The organism is Bacillus pacificus, assembly GCF_020861345.1.
GTDB classification, from domain to species: Bacteria; Bacillota; Bacilli; order Bacillales; family Bacillaceae_G; genus Bacillus_A; species Bacillus_A pacificus.
Genome location: NZ_CP086328.1, coordinates 3,906,921 through 3,921,842, shown reverse-complemented (window position 1 = coordinate 3,921,842; position 14,922 = coordinate 3,906,921). Strand labels below are relative to the sequence as shown.

At 36.8% G+C, this 14,922-nt stretch carries 16 protein-coding genes; 9 read left to right on the top strand and 7 right to left on the bottom strand.

What is annotated here, in order from left to right; genetic code table 11:
* Positions 1 to 9 precede the first annotated feature (9 nt).
* Entirely contained in the window at positions 10 to 903 is an 894-nt protein-coding gene (locus tag LMD38_RS20380) for an RluA family pseudouridine synthase (protein WP_061183096.1), read from the top strand.
* Positions 904 to 951: 48 nt separating this feature from the next.
* On the opposite strand, the gene LMD38_RS20375 is transcribed toward LMD38_RS20380, so the two are convergent.
* From LMD38_RS20375 to LMD38_RS20345, 7 genes are all read right to left on the bottom strand, one after another.
* Positions 952 to 2,340 (bottom strand): peptidase G2 autoproteolytic cleavage domain-containing protein, encoded by a 1,389-nt coding sequence (locus LMD38_RS20375; RefSeq protein WP_062822682.1) that lies wholly within the window; start codon positions 2,338 to 2,340, stop codon positions 952 to 954.
* 131 nt (positions 2,341 to 2,471) lie between these two features.
* Positions 2,472 to 3,212 carry a bis(5'-nucleosyl)-tetraphosphatase PrpE gene (gene prpE, locus LMD38_RS20370; RefSeq protein WP_000872682.1) on the bottom strand — a complete coding sequence of 247 codons (741 nt, stop codon included), beginning with the start codon at positions 3,210 to 3,212 and terminating at the stop codon, positions 2,472 to 2,474.
* A gap of 74 nt (positions 3,213 to 3,286) precedes the next feature.
* Positions 3,287 to 4,447, bottom strand: a complete 1,161-nt coding sequence (locus LMD38_RS20365; protein WP_228919961.1) for an FtsW/RodA/SpoVE family cell cycle protein — start codon at positions 4,445 to 4,447, stop codon at positions 3,287 to 3,289.
* Positions 4,448 to 4,593: 146 nt separating this feature from the next.
* Positions 4,594 to 5,529: a glycosyltransferase family 2 protein gene (locus tag LMD38_RS20360; RefSeq protein ID WP_016716873.1), complete on the bottom strand. Its 936-nt coding sequence runs from the start codon at positions 5,527 to 5,529 to the stop codon at positions 4,594 to 4,596.
* A gap of 6 nt (positions 5,530 to 5,535) precedes the next feature.
* Complete coding sequence (locus tag LMD38_RS20355; protein WP_016716874.1) at positions 5,536 to 6,294, bottom strand: class I SAM-dependent methyltransferase; 759 nt, start codon at positions 6,292 to 6,294, stop codon at positions 5,536 to 5,538.
* Positions 6,295 to 6,432: 138 nt separating this feature from the next.
* Positions 6,433 to 7,278, bottom strand: a complete 846-nt coding sequence (locus tag LMD38_RS20350) for a TylF/MycF family methyltransferase (protein WP_061183201.1) — start codon at positions 7,276 to 7,278, stop codon at positions 6,433 to 6,435.
* Positions 7,279 to 7,400: 122 nt separating this feature from the next.
* Positions 7,401 to 8,261, bottom strand: a complete 861-nt coding sequence (locus LMD38_RS20345) for a BclA C-terminal domain-containing protein (protein WP_228919959.1) — start codon at positions 8,259 to 8,261, stop codon at positions 7,401 to 7,403.
* A gap of 165 nt (positions 8,262 to 8,426) precedes the next feature.
* Between LMD38_RS20345 and LMD38_RS20340 the strand changes: the two genes are divergently transcribed.
* The 8 genes from LMD38_RS20340 (at position 8,427) to rfbD (ending at position 14,882) form a co-directional block, all read left to right on the top strand.
* Positions 8,427 to 9,527 (top strand): glycosyltransferase, encoded by a 1,101-nt coding sequence (locus tag LMD38_RS20340; RefSeq protein ID WP_061183199.1) that lies wholly within the window; start codon positions 8,427 to 8,429, stop codon positions 9,525 to 9,527.
* Between the two features lie 133 nt (positions 9,528 to 9,660).
* Positions 9,661 to 10,350, top strand: coding sequence for a class I SAM-dependent methyltransferase (locus LMD38_RS20335; RefSeq protein WP_016716878.1), 690 nt, complete (start codon positions 9,661 to 9,663; stop codon positions 10,348 to 10,350).
* Positions 10,347 to 11,033, top strand: coding sequence for a glycosyltransferase family protein (locus LMD38_RS20330; protein ID WP_001271197.1), 687 nt, complete (start codon positions 10,347 to 10,349; stop codon positions 11,031 to 11,033). The genes LMD38_RS20335 and LMD38_RS20330 overlap by 4 nt, the downstream gene beginning before the upstream one ends.
* 12 nt (positions 11,034 to 11,045) lie before the next feature.
* Positions 11,046 to 11,726 carry a glycosyltransferase family protein gene (locus LMD38_RS20325; RefSeq protein ID WP_061183198.1) on the top strand — a complete coding sequence of 227 codons (681 nt, stop codon included), beginning with the start codon at positions 11,046 to 11,048 and terminating at the stop codon, positions 11,724 to 11,726.
* Between the two features lie 14 nt (positions 11,727 to 11,740).
* Entirely contained in the window at positions 11,741 to 12,478 is a 738-nt protein-coding gene (locus LMD38_RS20320; RefSeq protein ID WP_016716880.1) for a sugar phosphate nucleotidyltransferase, read from the top strand.
* 8 nt (positions 12,479 to 12,486) lie between these two features.
* Complete coding sequence (gene rfbC, locus LMD38_RS20315; RefSeq protein WP_061183197.1) at positions 12,487 to 13,032, top strand: dTDP-4-dehydrorhamnose 3,5-epimerase; 546 nt, start codon at positions 12,487 to 12,489, stop codon at positions 13,030 to 13,032.
* Positions 13,033 to 13,047: 15 nt separating this feature from the next.
* A complete protein-coding gene (gene rfbB / locus LMD38_RS20310) occupies positions 13,048 to 14,016 on the top strand; it encodes a dTDP-glucose 4,6-dehydratase (protein ID WP_016716882.1) in 969 nt (322 codons plus the stop codon).
* Between the two features lie 11 nt (positions 14,017 to 14,027).
* Positions 14,028 to 14,882 carry a dTDP-4-dehydrorhamnose reductase gene (rfbD, locus tag LMD38_RS20305; RefSeq protein WP_061183195.1) on the top strand — a complete coding sequence of 285 codons (855 nt, stop codon included), beginning with the start codon at positions 14,028 to 14,030 and terminating at the stop codon, positions 14,880 to 14,882.
* The last annotated feature ends 40 nt before the right edge of the window (positions 14,883 to 14,922 follow it).

The window sequence follows — 14,922 nt, the reverse complement described above, 5'->3', positions numbered from 1 at the left end:
TTTATATATTTGAACAGATTTACATTGAAATGGGATATAGACTCGGCTGAGGAAGGAACTTTGGTTAGAGAATTTTTAAAAACAAAAGGGATCTCCAAAGCCGCATTAACGGATATAAAGTTTCACGGCGGAGCTATTGAAGTAAATGGTCAACATGCGAGCGTTCGCCATCAGTTGCAAGCTGGTGAAGAATTACGTGTCTTTTTTCCAGTGGAGGAAAGAAGTGAAGGGATGATTGCAGAAGATATCCCTTTATGTATTGTATACGAAGATGATGCAGTTCTTGTCATAAACAAAGAGGCGAACATGTCAACGATTCCGTCTAGAGAACATCCGGCTGGAAGTGTTGCAAATGCACTTTTATCTCATTATGATAAGCAATATCTTGCAAGTACGGTGCACATCGTAACGAGGTTAGATCGTGATACTTCAGGGCTTATGCTTATTGCAAAAAATCGTTTCGTACATCATCTTTTATCGAAACAGCATCAACAAAAAGCTGTGAAAAGAACGTATGAAGCGATCGTTCACGGTGAGATGGTAGAAAGAGAAGGAACGATTGACGCACCGATTGGACGAAAATCGGATAGCATTATTGAGCGAACCGTTTGTGAGGATGGGCAAAGAGCCGTTACTCATTTTAGAGTGATCGATAGCGTCAATCATAAGACGCACGTATCGCTTGAGCTCGATACAGGGAGAACGCATCAAATTCGTGTACATATGGCGCACATAGGACATCCGCTACTTGGCGATAATTTATATGGTGGAAAAAGAGATGAAATGAAGCGACAAGCGCTTCACAGTATATCCTTGACGTTTTATCATCCTATTTTAGAGAAAGAAATGTCTTTCACTACACCGATTCCAAGCGATATGCAAGCGGTATTAAGACATACTTAAAAAGGGAACAAAATTCTTATGTCACGAAGAATTTTGTTCCCTTTTTTCTTAGCGGAATAATATTAAAATTTGGTTTTCACCCGTGCGCTTTATAACGAAAAAGCCACTTTCAGATTTTGTAGCAATGCCATCATTATTTGGACGACAATATCCATGCGTTTCGCAAGTGCCGTCATCACGTACTAACATTTGTCCAATTAATCCAACAGGAAGCCACTCGTTACGGTCTTTTCTTGCTATATATTTGCAAGCTGGATCCCATTCTGTATTTAAAAGAGGTTGTATGTCTTGCGATTCCGTACGTACATATTGACGTTTTCCGAAGCTATCTGTTTTATAGCGTTTTTGCCAACTTAAAGCACCGCTATTTCCTATAAGAGCGGGGGTGGCGCTAGATATTCCTAAGATGAATGAATCGTTTGAAGTAGCGATTCGAATTTTTTCTTCGCTACTAAATGTAACGAAATAACCTACATCAATAAAAGTATTGTCTACTGTTTCAAACATTTGTGCAAAATCTGTTCCGCTTGCATTGTAAGAAGCGCCATCAATGTACATTTCTCCATTATGAGCAAGCCACTTTGCACCGATATTATGATCGGTTTCATTTGTGCCGTTTGCAATAAACCAAGAATAGGATTCATCTGCTGTACCGAATCGTCCCATAATATGGCTACCTGCAAAATGAGCTGTTGATGTATGATTACCTTCCGCATGAGAAGAAAATCCGTTAGCGATAGTCGCGGTTCCTTCTGCATGAGCTGCTTCGCCTAAAGCGATTGTATGTTTACCTTCTGCATGAGAATAGGAGCCACATGCTGTCGTTTCACTTCCTTCACTATGGGAACTATGTCCAGTTGCTTTCGTTTTTGATCCTTCTGCATGTGAGAAAGAACCTTTTGCATGTGTCAGAAGTCCTTCTGCATGTGAAGCTGTACCCTCTGCATGAGAGTGAAGACCCTCTGCATATGCATACCGCCCATCTTTTTTTACTTTTGTATTTTCAGATGTAGGGGTCTGAATGATAATCGTTTTTTCTGTTTGTATATCACTTGATGGTACTAATGCTTCTTTAATTTTTTTCACTTGATTTATAATAGCAGCTGGAATTTCTGCTTCCGCTTTTTTATTTATTGCTACAGGGCTGTTTTCTTCTGTATTCTTCTCTACTTGCTCAGAAGGCACAATCTGTTCAATATGAGTAGAGAGAGGTTTATTTTTTTGCTGCATCTTTGCTTTTCTATTATCAATTATGCGGCTCATTACAGCATTCTGTAATGAGACATATTTTGGTCTATCTTTGTTTTTTGTGGAAGCCTCTTGTTCTTCCAGTTCTTCTACAGCTGCAGCTCGAATGCTGCACCAGTTGTTAATTCCGTACATGGGCAGATAAAAAGGCGGGCATTTTCTTTTTTGTTTAGAAGATTTTTTCTTCATTCTGTCACCTCCTGCGACAGTATATGCCGTGTCATTAAAAAAAGATGCACTTTATTGCATCTTTTTTTAATGACTTTACCCAGTTTTTATATGAGAGACGCCTAAATGATACGGTAATCCTTACATATGGGTTATGAAATTGGGCGGAATTTCTCAGGGACAAAAGGCAGGGAGGAAGGAACGGAAACAGTCTCCATTTCAGGATAACGTAGTCCAGTTAGTTTGCCACCAAATACAGCACCAGTGTCAATATTGACTGTATGATTTACAAAGCGAGGTTCTTTTACGGGTGTATGTCCATATACAACCCAAGCTGTTCCTTTATACTCCTTCGCCCAGTCGCGACGGACAGGAGAGCCGTCAGCATGTTTTTCTCCTGTAATATCGCCGTATAATACAAAGGTTTGTACTTTTTTATCTTGTCTTCCTATGTAATCTTGCCGAATGCCGGCGTGACACACAATTAACCTTTTTTCATCGAGTACATGATATAAAGGGGATTGCTCGTAAAGTGTGATGAATTTTTCTTTTATCATGTTTTGTTGATGAGAAGGCAGTGCTTCATATTCGGCAACAGTTGTTTCGAGTCCATGAGCGATTGTCACATTACGTCCAAGGAAAAATCGGTATAGTTTATTGCAGTGATTTCCCGGAGCGTAATACGCTACTTTTTTATTTATGACAAGCTCCCATACAATTTCAATCATACGTAATGAATGAGGACCGCGATCTGTGATATCGCCAACAAAAGCAAGCTTGCGTTGATCAGGGTGAATCGGCAAGTCACTATTCCAGTTATATCCGAGTTTTTTCGTTAAATCTTGAAACTCTTGGAAGCATCCATGAATATCCCCTATAATGTCATATTTCATATGTAAACCTCCATCATATTTTTCATTAGTATATCTAAAAAAGGATAGAGATAAAAATATACCGTTTTTGTGCTTCAGTTGAACATAAAGATTTTCGTTCTTGAGCGGACGTTCAAAACAAATCCAATCGCTATCATGTATGTGAGTAAGGAGCTTCCTCCGTAGCTCATAAGGGGTAGTGTGATGCCTGTAATAGGTAGTAATCCGATTGTCATCCCGATATTTTGAAATACTTGAAAAGTAAACATGCCGATTGTACCAGCGCAGATGTAACTACCGAAAGGGTCATTACTTTCTATAGCGATATGAATCATGCGGAAAATAAGTAGGAAAAAAAGTGCAATAATGACGCTTGCGCCTAAAAATCCGAATTGCTCAGCGACATTCGTGAAAATAAAATCTGTATGTGGTTCTGGAAAGTATACTTGTCCATTTTCCCAACCTTTTCCTTGCATTTCTCCTGATCCGGTAGCTAAGAAAGCTTGTCTTAATTGATAGCCTTGCGCATCATATTTGTATGGCGCTAACCAGCCGTAGAAGCGATTTAATTGATATTCTTGTAAAATGTGTGCTTTAAAGAATTTTGTATGAGTGAAAAAAATATACGTTAATGTAAAGCCAGCTACAAAGATACCGGAAACTAACCCGAAAATAAAACGCCAACGTATACCAGAAACTAATATCATTGCTGCGAGCATAGCTGAAATTACCATCGTGTTTCCTAAATCAGGTTCCTTTGCAATCAGTAGTAGTGGCGGCAAACTTGTTGCGCATATTTTTCCGAGTAATAGAAAATCGTCGTGTATTGTTCGGTAAAAATATTTGTCATTATGATTAGCTATAATTCGTCCGATGACAATAATTAAAAACAATTTCATAATTTCGGAAGGCTGGAAATTTCCGATGCCTGGGAGCCTGTACCAAGCAGTCGCACCTTTAATTGTAACGGCACCTGGTACTTGAAATTCTAGTCCAATAAGTAGTACCAATGCAAAGCTATATAAATACCAAGCAATTTTTTGATAACGATCGAAATCGATAATCATAATCATACCAATGGCTATGAATCCAATGAAGTACCACTGGATTTGCTTTAATACAAAATTTACATGTTGTAAAAATGGTGGTAAAGAGGCTTGTGCACTTGCAATTGCAAAACAACTAACAATCCCAATGGCAAATAAAATGAATAGCAATACGTAGTCTATTTGATATTGAGAATTTGAATCTTTCAATGTGTGTATTCCTTTCTATCGCCTAGTAAGTATATGGATCATGTCATGATAAAAATAATATACAAGCAGACTATGCATACATTTATTCCACTATTTGTGGGAAGTCATACATCACACGGAAGGAGTAGTGCCTACCGTGTGATGGACTATATGGCACGGAGTTCTTTTGTAATGATATTTAAACAATGGGAGAGACGGGCATGTGTATCGGAAGTTGGAATGAGATCTGGGAATAATCGGTAAAAATTCGTGGCATCATCGTGCCATTCGCAAGCTTTTAACAGACTCGATTTATAATGGGTGCTATCTTGTAAGAAACCATATTTTTTGGAGGTTAAAACGAGATGTGAAAAATCTTCACAGCCTTCAAGGAATTTGTGATGTACTTGCTGTCCCGTATGAAGGCGGAATGAACTTAAGGGCTCCGTTATATACATCGCATCACCTCTTGACAGTAAACTGATCCAAGAGGCCATATCAACACTACAACCATATTTTCTACCATTTAAAGTGCCGAAAGGTTCTGCTAATAGATGTTTTCGAAAGAGTACAGTCGTAGGTTCACCAATAATGTTTTGTCCCAATATAAGCATATGGTTTCCAAAATCTTTCCCGTTTAGTAGAGTATCTTCATCATATAACCTTTTCATGGAGGGATGTTGTTCAATTATTTCTCCATCATCATTAATCCAAGTACGATAAGATGTAATAAGTGCGAGATTTTGATCTAAGTCTTTTTGGAAATAAAACATCATTTTTTCAATTTTACCACTATAAAATATATCATCATCCATTAAGAAATTTATGTACTCTCCATTTGACTGTTTTAAGAGCATAAGTGCGTTATGAAATTGCCCTAGAGTAGTGGTATTTCGAATGTATGTTATATTTTTATGCTTATGTAAATAATGTCGGTATATTAATTTTTCTGTTTCATTATTTGTACTATCGTCTCCTACAATGATTTCAATATTGGAATACGTTTGTGCTAATGCACTTTCTAGAGCAATTTTAAAATAATGTGGTCGATTATAGGTGGGAATAAGGATGGAAACGAGCGGCAGATTTTTTATATTATTCATATACAACTACCTTTCAGAATTTTTTTGTGTAAGAATAATATCTTGATAACTTGTATGCTCAGTTCTGCCACACCATGAGCCATAATGGGGAGGAGTCTGCATTTCTAGTCCATACTTATTTAATAGGGTAAGAATATCTTTCTCAAGATAGGCAACTGCGAAATTCGGAATTTCTTTATTTAGAACATAACAATTGTCAATTTGATGATAAAAACCTAACGTACTTAGACCTGCATTTAAATAATAGGAAGATTCAGGGTTAATTAAAAAGAAAGTGATGAAACATCTCCCATCCTTTTTCAAAACTCGAGAAATTTCACTTAAGTAATGTTCCAATTCTTTCGGAAGGAGGTGGGTAAATATAGACGTTAAAAAAATAAAATCAAATGATTCATCTTCATATGGAAACTTGTATTGGGAAGCATCTTCTTTTCCATCAGGATTATAGAATTGATTATATATATCGACATGTTCAAAATGGAAATTGTTACGGCGTGTTGAAATGTTATTTTTGCACCATGTAATTCCCTTAGTGAATAAGTCAAATCCATAATAAGTACCATCATCGTTTAAATAATCCATTAATGGAACCGCCATCCGGCCGATACCGCAACCTATATCTAACACTGTTTCATTTGGTTTTACATTGCCAATTTCAATAAAATACTGCATAAACTCTTTTCCAACTTCTTCAAAGTCACCACCTACATATTGAACGAGTTCTGGAGGTGGAATTAATGTGGATTTTTTCTCGTTTTCGTTCATACATTCACTCCGTCCTTATAGTAAAGTAGGGGATTTCTATTGTGTATAAGTTCATCAGTTATAGTGAGGGGAACTTTACACGAGTGGTTCTTATGAATAAGTAGTATAAAGTTCCTCTCAAAAAAATAAACTTGTATTCTATTCTTTCCGCCAATAAATACCGAAATCATCAATTTTAGTAATAGGAGCTTGTAAGTTTCTTTCATTTCTGAAATCTGTTACAGCTTCTGCGCATGTTACTAATCCGTAGTCATCAATAATAATAAAGCCACCTGTTGACACTTTATCGTATAAGTTTACAAGACTATCCATCGTTGATTCATACATATCACCATCAAGACGAGCAATTGCAATTTTTTCTACCGGTGCTGAAGGCAATGTATCTTTAAACCAACCCTTTAAAAATTTTACCTGATCATTTAATAAATCATATTTTCTAAAGTTCTCTTGCACTGTTTCTAAAGAAACCCGTAAGTAATCGAATGTGTGCAAGTAATCACCGTAATCTTTTGGGTATTGTTCTAAGTTAGGTGCTGGTAGACCTTCAAACGAATCGGCAACCCACACAGTACGATCCGTAATGTTGTTTGCTTGTAAAAAACCATTCATAAAAATGCATGATCCTCCGCGCCATACACCAGTTTCAATAAAATCACCTTCTATATTTTCACGGACAACAGTTTCCATAGCTTCGTGTAATTGATTCATACGTTTTCGGCCAATCATACTATGTGCTGCTCTTGGCCAATCTTTGCCGCCTTGCCGCTCACTTTTTGAAACGTTAGGGTCAACGATTTTTAAATTGTGATTTTCTACGTACTGCTTAAGAAATAAAGGAAGCGGAACAGTAACTGGTTCATATGATAGCTCTTTAGATATATGTAACGAAGCAGGTAAGTATGGTTCGTATTCTAACCATATTTCAAATAAAATTGTTTTCTTTAATAATTCAAGATAAAGCTGAACAGCTGATTTATTTTCCATATAAGTGCCTCCTGCGGAATGTCATACAACATTATGACTATGTAGAAAAGAAAGATTTAATGATTGAATTTACAAATGAAAAAGCAGTAAGACTAATACCAGTCTTACTGCTAAGTACAAAATTAAGCAATTTTCTCAATAATAATTGATGCACTTGTACCAAGAGCTAGTGATAATCCAATTCCTGTAACAACTGCTTCAACGAGTGATGGTGTTGTCGTAATTTGTGTAATGGCTTGGATAACGATAGGAGCTCCAAGTGAAATTAAACTTGTGCCCGCTCCCGGCACAGTAACCCCATTAACTTGAATTGCAAGACTTCCTAATACACTTACTGCCGCTGTATAAGCAATAACCGTAATTTTATAAAAACCAGTTTCACTAATTACGAAAGTATCGGCATCCATTTGAGAAATTGCCGTACCAAATTGAGATCCAACGGTATTAAATGGTACTGGATCATTAATTCCAAGAGCTACAGAAATTGCAGCTGAGTTAAAGGCATACAATCCTGCTGGCAGTCCTAACCCAGAAGGTCCAGTTGGCCCAGTTGGCCCAGTAGCACCAGTAGCACCAGTTGGTCCAGTCGCGCCAGTAGCACCAGTTGGCCCAGTCGGTCCAGTAGCACCAGTAGCACCAGTAGCACCAGTAGCACCAGTTGGCCCAGTAGCGCCGGTAGCACCAGTAGCACCAGTCGGCCCAGTCGGCCCAGTCGGTCCAGTTGGTCCAGTTGGTCCAGTTGGTCCAGTCGGCCCAGTCGGTCCAGTTGGTCCAGTCGGTCCAGTTGGTCCAGTCGGTCCAGTTGGTGCAGTCGGCCCAGTTGGTGCAGTTGGCCCAGTCGGTCCAGTCGGTCCAGTCGGCCCAGTCGGAAGGGTAAACGGCGGTATCGGTGGTAATGTTGGTCCTACAAGATTAGGGTCAAATGCACTAGCTGATAAAGATTCATCGGGATTTAATCCATCTGAATAATTATTATTTGACATAAATTCACCTCCATAAAGCGTTCATTATATAGTAGATGCAAAACCGGAAGAAAATGACACGGACATTTGAATTATTGAAAAGAAATCTTAAACTGCTTGTGCAAGTTAAAAAAGTGGAAAGTTTATTGTATGTATAACATATGAATGATTTGGAAGAGGGTGATTATGTTGACCAAGCAAGGAATTACAATTAGTTTATGTATGATTGTTCGAGATGAGGAAGATACAATCGGTCGATGTTTAGACGCAGTAGAAAAAATTGTTGATGAAATTATTATAGTGGATACAGGTTCCATTGATCGGACGAAAGAAATTGTAGCTCAATATACTTCTAACATATATGACTTTCCATGGATTAATGATTTTGCGGCAGCTAGAAATTTTTCTTTTTCGAAAGCAACGCAAGAATATATATTCTGGTTAGATGCTGATGATGTGTTATTAGAAGATGCGCAAGAGGCATTGAACTTATTAAAAAGAGAATTAGATCCTAATGTGGATGCCGTTTCGATGCCATATCATCTTGTAATGGATTCTAACGGGAAACCTTTATATTGTACAAGAAGATATCGACTTGTAAAGCGTGAAAAACAATTTCAATGGTTTGGAAAGGTGCATGAGTATTTAGCTATTTTTGGTGAGATTTTTAATAGTAATGTTGCGATTACGCATAAAAAAGAAAAGAAAGTAACGAATCGTAATTTGAAAATTTTTCAAGATGCTGTAGTAGCTGGGGAAGAATTGAGTCCGAGAGATTTGTTTTATTATGCGAATGAATCTATGGATAATCAAAAATATGATGATGCAGTTTTACTATATGAAACATTTCTTAATCAAGAAGAGGGTTGGTATGAAGAGAAAATTTATGCATGTGGTAAATTAGGAGATTGCTATGCAAAGCTTGGATCATGGGAAAAGGCAATTGAATCTTGCGTGAAGTCGTTTCGATATGATGTTCCAAGAGGAGAGAATTGTACAAGAATAGGATATATATATATGGAACAACAAAAGTATAACGAAGCGATATTTTGGTTTAAACTTGCAACGGAAGTACCAATGGCGACGGAGAGTCCGTTTCATAGTCCGGCGAGCTACACATGGCTTCCTTATTTACAAATGTGTATTTGTTATAGCAAGTTAGGTGAGCAAGATAAAGCTTATTATTACAATGAATTAGCAGCTTCTTATGTTCCGAATAATGCTGCAATTGAATATAACCGCAAATATTTTCGGAGTGTTTTTGATAAACAATATAAATCGTTATAGGTTGCTTTTTTTAGAAATGGCTTATTGGTATTCTAACTCTAATAGATTGGCTATATAGTAAAGTATTGGTTACATCTATAGACGTTAGACGAGATTTATATTTCAAATTCAATTTGCATAAGGAGTGTGTAAAATGAATTCTCCAAAAAATTCTTTATATGAAGAAAAGTCTGGGCATTATTATAATGCAGTGAATCCGAATGTATTAAAACATATAAAAAAGGAATGGAAAGAAGTTCTTGATATCGGTTGTTCGAGTGGTGCACTTGGAGCTGCCATAAAAGAAAATGGCACACGTGTATCTGGAATTGAGGCATTCCCAGAGGCGGCAGAACAAGCAAAAGAAAAACTAGATCATGTTGTTTTAGGCGATATAGAAACAATGGATATGCCGTATGAGGAGGAGCAATTTGATTGCGTTATATTTGGTGACGTATTAGAGCATTTATTTGATCCGTGGGCGGTAATAGAAAAAGTAAAACCGTATATAAAGCAAAATGGTGTGATTTTGGCTAGTATACCGAATGTTTCACACATTTCAGTATTAGCTCCCTTACTTGCTGGAAATTGGACGTATACAGAATATGGTTTATTAGATAAAACACATATTCGTTTCTTTACATTTAATGAAATGCTACGAATGTTTTTAAAAGCAGGCTATTCAATTAGTAAAGTAGATCGTGTATATGTTGATCATAAAATGTATGAACCGCTTATTGAGGAATTATATGGTATTTGTAAAAAATATCGTCTTGGAAGTGGCTTCATGGCTGAGACGGTTGTATTTCAATACATTATTGAAGCAGAAAAATCACAATTATGAGTGCAGCAGATAAAACAATATTATTTGTTACGTGTATAAATGATCGGAAAATGTATGCACAATGTGCACGACATATATTACAATTGCCAGTTCCTCCAGGATACACGATACAGTTTATGCCGATTCGGAATGCGAAAAGTATGACGAGCGGATATAATCAAGCAATTTCGCATCCGGCAAAATATAAAGTGTATATACATCAAGATGTTTTCATTGTAAATGTAGGGTTTTTATACGGATTACTTCAATTGTTTCAAGAACATGAACATCTTGGAATGATTGGTATGGTTGGAGCCCAATATGTTCCTCCAAATGGAATATGGAATGTAGGCAGAGGAGTTGTTGGAAAAGTCATTGGTTATATGAATGATTTATTTTATATGGCAAGTCAAGAAAAGCCGTATCATGACTCAAAAACATTTATGCCTGTAGAATGTATTGACGGTTTATTAATGGCAACACAATACGATATTCCATGGCGGGAAGACTTGTTTGATGGGTTTGACTATTATGATGTGTCTCAATCGTTTGAATTTAGAAAAGCGGGCTATACAGTTGGGGTTCCTGTACAGCGTGATGCGTGGTGCATTCACTATCATATCGATGTGGATATGACCAACTATGAAAAGTATAGAAAGATATTTGTAGAGCACTATATGTCAGATGTAAATCAAGACGAATAGAGGGGCTACAAAATGAAAGATCATACAATATTAGTCGTTGTTTGTATAAATAATGAAGAGCTATTTGAACAATGCGAAAGACAAATAAGAAACCTTTTTGTTCCCCCGGGTTATGTCGTACAAATTTTTCCGATACGAGATGCGAAAAGTATGGCGAGTGCATATAACCGAGCACTTTCATATCCCGCGAAGTATAAGGTTTATATACATCAAGATACTTATCTTATTAATCGAGAGATGCTTTATACACTCATTTCTCTTTTTAAAGATAACGAAAAACTAGGTTTAATTGGAGTAGCTGGTGCTCAGTTTTTACCGAGCAACGGGATATGGTGGGAAGGAAAAAATTTAGTAGGGAAAGTGATTGAGTACAGGAGACAGAATTATCAATTATTAAATTTAGATCAAGTTTTTTATGGGAATCAACCATTTTTGTCAGTTCAGGCAATCGATGGTTTATTGATGGCCACGCAATATGATATTCCGTGGCGTGAAGACTTATTTCAAGGATTCCACTTTTATGATGTGTCGCAGTCTTTAGAGTTTCAAAAGGCAGGTTATTTAATTGGTATCCCTAATCAAGCAAATGTATGGTGTATTCACTACAACGGGGATGAGTTTGATGCGGATACATATGAGAAGGAGCGGAAAGTGTTTGTAGAACATTACAAAGATATATTATCTCCATTATAAGGGAGAGATGCAGGGTGAAAGGAATTATTTTAGCAGGTGGAACTGGGTCGAGATTATATCCAATAACGAAAGTAACGAATAAACATTTGCTTCCTGTTGGACGTTATCCAATGATTTATCATGCGGTATATAAGCTAAAACAGTGCGAGATTACAGATATTATGATTATTACAGGTAAAGAGCATATGGGAGATGTTGTTAGTTTTTTAGGAAGTGGTCAAGAGTTTGGCGTGTCTTTTACGTATCGTGTACAAGATAAGGCTGGCGGAATTGCGCAAGCATTAGGGCTTTGTGAAGATTTCGTCGGGAAAGATCGTATGGTAGTTATATTAGGAGATAATATCTTTTCTGATGATATTCGTCCGTATGTTGAAGAGTTTGCAAATCAAAAAGAGGGTGCGAAAGTACTGCTGCAATCTGTAGATGATCCGGAGAGATTTGGCGTAGCACATATTCAAAACGACAAAATAATTGAAATTGAAGAAAAGCCGAAAGAGCCGAAAAGTTCCTATGCAGTCACAGGAATTTATTTGTATGATTCGAAAGTCTTTTCTTATATAAAAGAATTAAAACCTTCCGCAAGGGGAGAACTTGAAATTACAGATATTAATAATTGGTATTTAAAACGAGGGGTACTTACTTATAATGAAATGAGCGGTTGGTGGACTGATGCAGGAACTCACATTTCTCTTCAAAGGGCGAATACGTTAGCGCGGGATATAAACTTTGGTAAACAGTTTAACGGAGAATAGGTGAGAATATGAAAGTTATAGAAACAAACTTTACTGACGCAAAATTGTTAGAACCGAGGTTATTTGGAGATGGGCGTGGCTTTTTTACTGAAAGTTATAATAAGAAGGTGCTAGAAACATTAGGGATTACGTATTCATTTGTACAGGATAATGTTTCATATTCAGCGGAAGCGGGAACGATTCGGGGATTACACTTTCAAAAAAATCCGAAAGCACAAACGAAACTTATTCAAGTTATGCAAGGAGCAATCTATGACGTTATCGTCGATTTGCGAAAAGATTCCCCAACATTTAGGCAGTGGAGAGGATATATTTTAAGTGCAGATAATCATCGGCAATTATTAGTACCAAAAGGATTTGCGCACGGTTTTTGTACACTTGTTCCGCATACGATTGTTATGTATAAAGTAGATGAGTATTATAGTGCTGATCATGATTCAGGGGTACTTTGGAGTGATAAAGAATTAGCAATTCCGTGGCCGGTAACAAGTCCTATTTTGTCTGACAAAGATCGAATATTACCATCACTTCAGGAATGTGAAGATAGTTTTTGAGTAGGAGAGTTGTTTATGAATATATTAGTAACAGGTGGAGCAGGATTTATTGGAAGTAATTTTGTGCATTATATGTTACAAAGCTATGAAACATATAAAATTATTAATTTCGATGCATTAACATATAGTGGAAACCTAAATAATGTAAAGTCTATTCAAGATCACCCGAATTACTATTTTGTAAAAGGGGAAATTCAAAATGGAGAGCTACTGGAGCATGTTATTCAGGAACGTGATGTGCAAGTCATTGTCAATTTCGCAGCTGAATCACATGTGGACCGTAGTATTGAAAATCCGATCCCTTTTTATGATACAAATGTAATTGGGACAGTCACTTTATTAGAATTAGTAAAAAAATATCCGCATATTAAACTCGTGCAAGTATCAACGGATGAGGTGTATGGCTCTTTAGGAAAAACAGGGCGATTTACCGAGGAAACCCCGTTAGCTCCAAATAGTCCATATTCTTCAAGCAAAGCGAGCGCCGATATGATAGCTTTATCTTATTATAAAACATATCAATTACCAGTTATCGTAACACGTTGTTCCAATAACTATGGGCCGTATCAATATCCTGAAAAATTAATTCCGTTAATGGTTACGAATGCGCTCGAAGGAAAAAAATTACCGTTATATGGCGATGGATTAAATGTAAGGGATTGGCTACATGTAACGGATCATTGTCGTGCGATTGACGTTGTTTTGCATAAGGGATGTATAGGAGAAGTATATAATATAGGTGGAAATAATGAAAAAACAAATATAGATGTTGTGGAACAAATTATTACTCTCTTAGGAAAAACGGAAAAGGATATTGAATATGTGACAGATCGTTTAGGACACGACCGCCGTTATGCGATTGATGCAGAGAAAATGAAGAATGAATTTGATTGGGAACCGAAGTATACGTTTGAGCAAGGGTTACAAGAAACGGTGCAATGGTATGAGAAGAATGAGGAATGGTGGAAACCATTAAAAAAGTAAGGGGCATATAAATGAGAGAACGGATTATCATAACAGGAGCAAATGGTCAATTGGGAAAGCAACTACAAGAAGAGTTAAATCCTGAAGAATATGACATATATCCATTTGATAAAAAGTTACTAGATATCACAAATATATCCAAAGTGCAGCAAGTAGTACAAGAAATAAGGCCACATATCATTATTCATTGTGCAGCGTATACGAAGGTTGATCAAGCTGAGAAAGAACGAGATCTTGCTTATAGAATAAATGCAATAGGGGCTCGAAATGTAGCAGTTGCCTCACAATTAGTGGGGGCGAAGTTAGTTTATATTAGTACGGATTATGTATTTCAAGGTGATAGACCGGAAGGGTACGATGAATTTCATAATCCGGCGCCGATAAATATATACGGGGCTTCTAAATATGCGGGAGAGCAGTTCGTCAAAGAGTTACATAATAAATACTTTATCGTTCGTACATCGTGGTTATATGGTAAGTATGGAAATAACTTTGTGAAAACGATGATGCGATTAGGGAAAGAAAGGGAAGAAGTATCTGTTGTAGCGGATCAAATCGGTTCTCCTACGTATGTGGCGGATTTAAATGTAATGATTAATAAGCTCATTCATACTTCTTTATACGGTACGTATCACGTATCCAATAGAGGATCATGTTCTTGGTTTGAATTTGCAAAGAAAATATTTTCGTATGCAAATATGAAAGTGGATGTATTACCGGTTTCAACTGAAGAATTTGGAGCGGCGGCAGCGAGACCAAAATATTCTATTTTCCAACATAACATGCTACGATTAAATGGTTTTTTACAAATGCCTTCTTGGGAAGAAGGATTAGAGCGTTTTTTTATAGAAACAAAAAGTCATTAACAATTTTAAGTTAATGACTTTTTTGTTTGCCTTTAAGAGG

Coding starts and splice junctions, on each gene's coding strand:
- LMD38_RS20375 (WP_062822682.1), bottom strand. CDS start 2,340: ATGAAGAAAAAATCTTCTAAACAAAAAAGAAAATGCCCGCCTTTTTAT.
- prpE (WP_000872682.1), bottom strand. CDS start 3,212: ATGAAATATGACATTATAGGGGATATTCATGGATGCTTCCAAGAGTTT.
- LMD38_RS20360 (WP_016716873.1), bottom strand. CDS start 5,529: ATGAATAATATAAAAAATCTGCCGCTCGTTTCCATCCTTATTCCCACC.
- LMD38_RS20355 (WP_016716874.1), bottom strand. CDS start 6,294: ATGAACGAAAACGAGAAAAAATCCACATTAATTCCACCTCCAGAACTC.
- LMD38_RS20350 (WP_061183201.1), bottom strand. CDS start 7,278: ATGGAAAATAAATCAGCTGTTCAGCTTTATCTTGAATTATTAAAGAAA.
- LMD38_RS20345 (WP_228919959.1), bottom strand. CDS start 8,261: ATGTCAAATAATAATTATTCAGATGGATTAAATCCCGATGAATCTTTA.
- LMD38_RS20340 (WP_061183199.1), top strand. CDS start 8,427: ATGTTGACCAAGCAAGGAATTACAATTAGTTTATGTATGATTGTTCGA.
- LMD38_RS20335 (WP_016716878.1), top strand. CDS start 9,661: ATGAATTCTCCAAAAAATTCTTTATATGAAGAAAAGTCTGGGCATTAT.
- LMD38_RS20330 (WP_001271197.1), top strand. CDS start 10,347: ATGAGTGCAGCAGATAAAACAATATTATTTGTTACGTGTATAAATGAT.
- LMD38_RS20325 (WP_061183198.1), top strand. CDS start 11,046: ATGAAAGATCATACAATATTAGTCGTTGTTTGTATAAATAATGAAGAG.
- rfbC (WP_061183197.1), top strand. CDS start 12,487: ATGAAAGTTATAGAAACAAACTTTACTGACGCAAAATTGTTAGAACCG.
- rfbB (WP_016716882.1), top strand. CDS start 13,048: ATGAATATATTAGTAACAGGTGGAGCAGGATTTATTGGAAGTAATTTT.
- rfbD (WP_061183195.1), top strand. CDS start 14,028: ATGAGAGAACGGATTATCATAACAGGAGCAAATGGTCAATTGGGAAAG.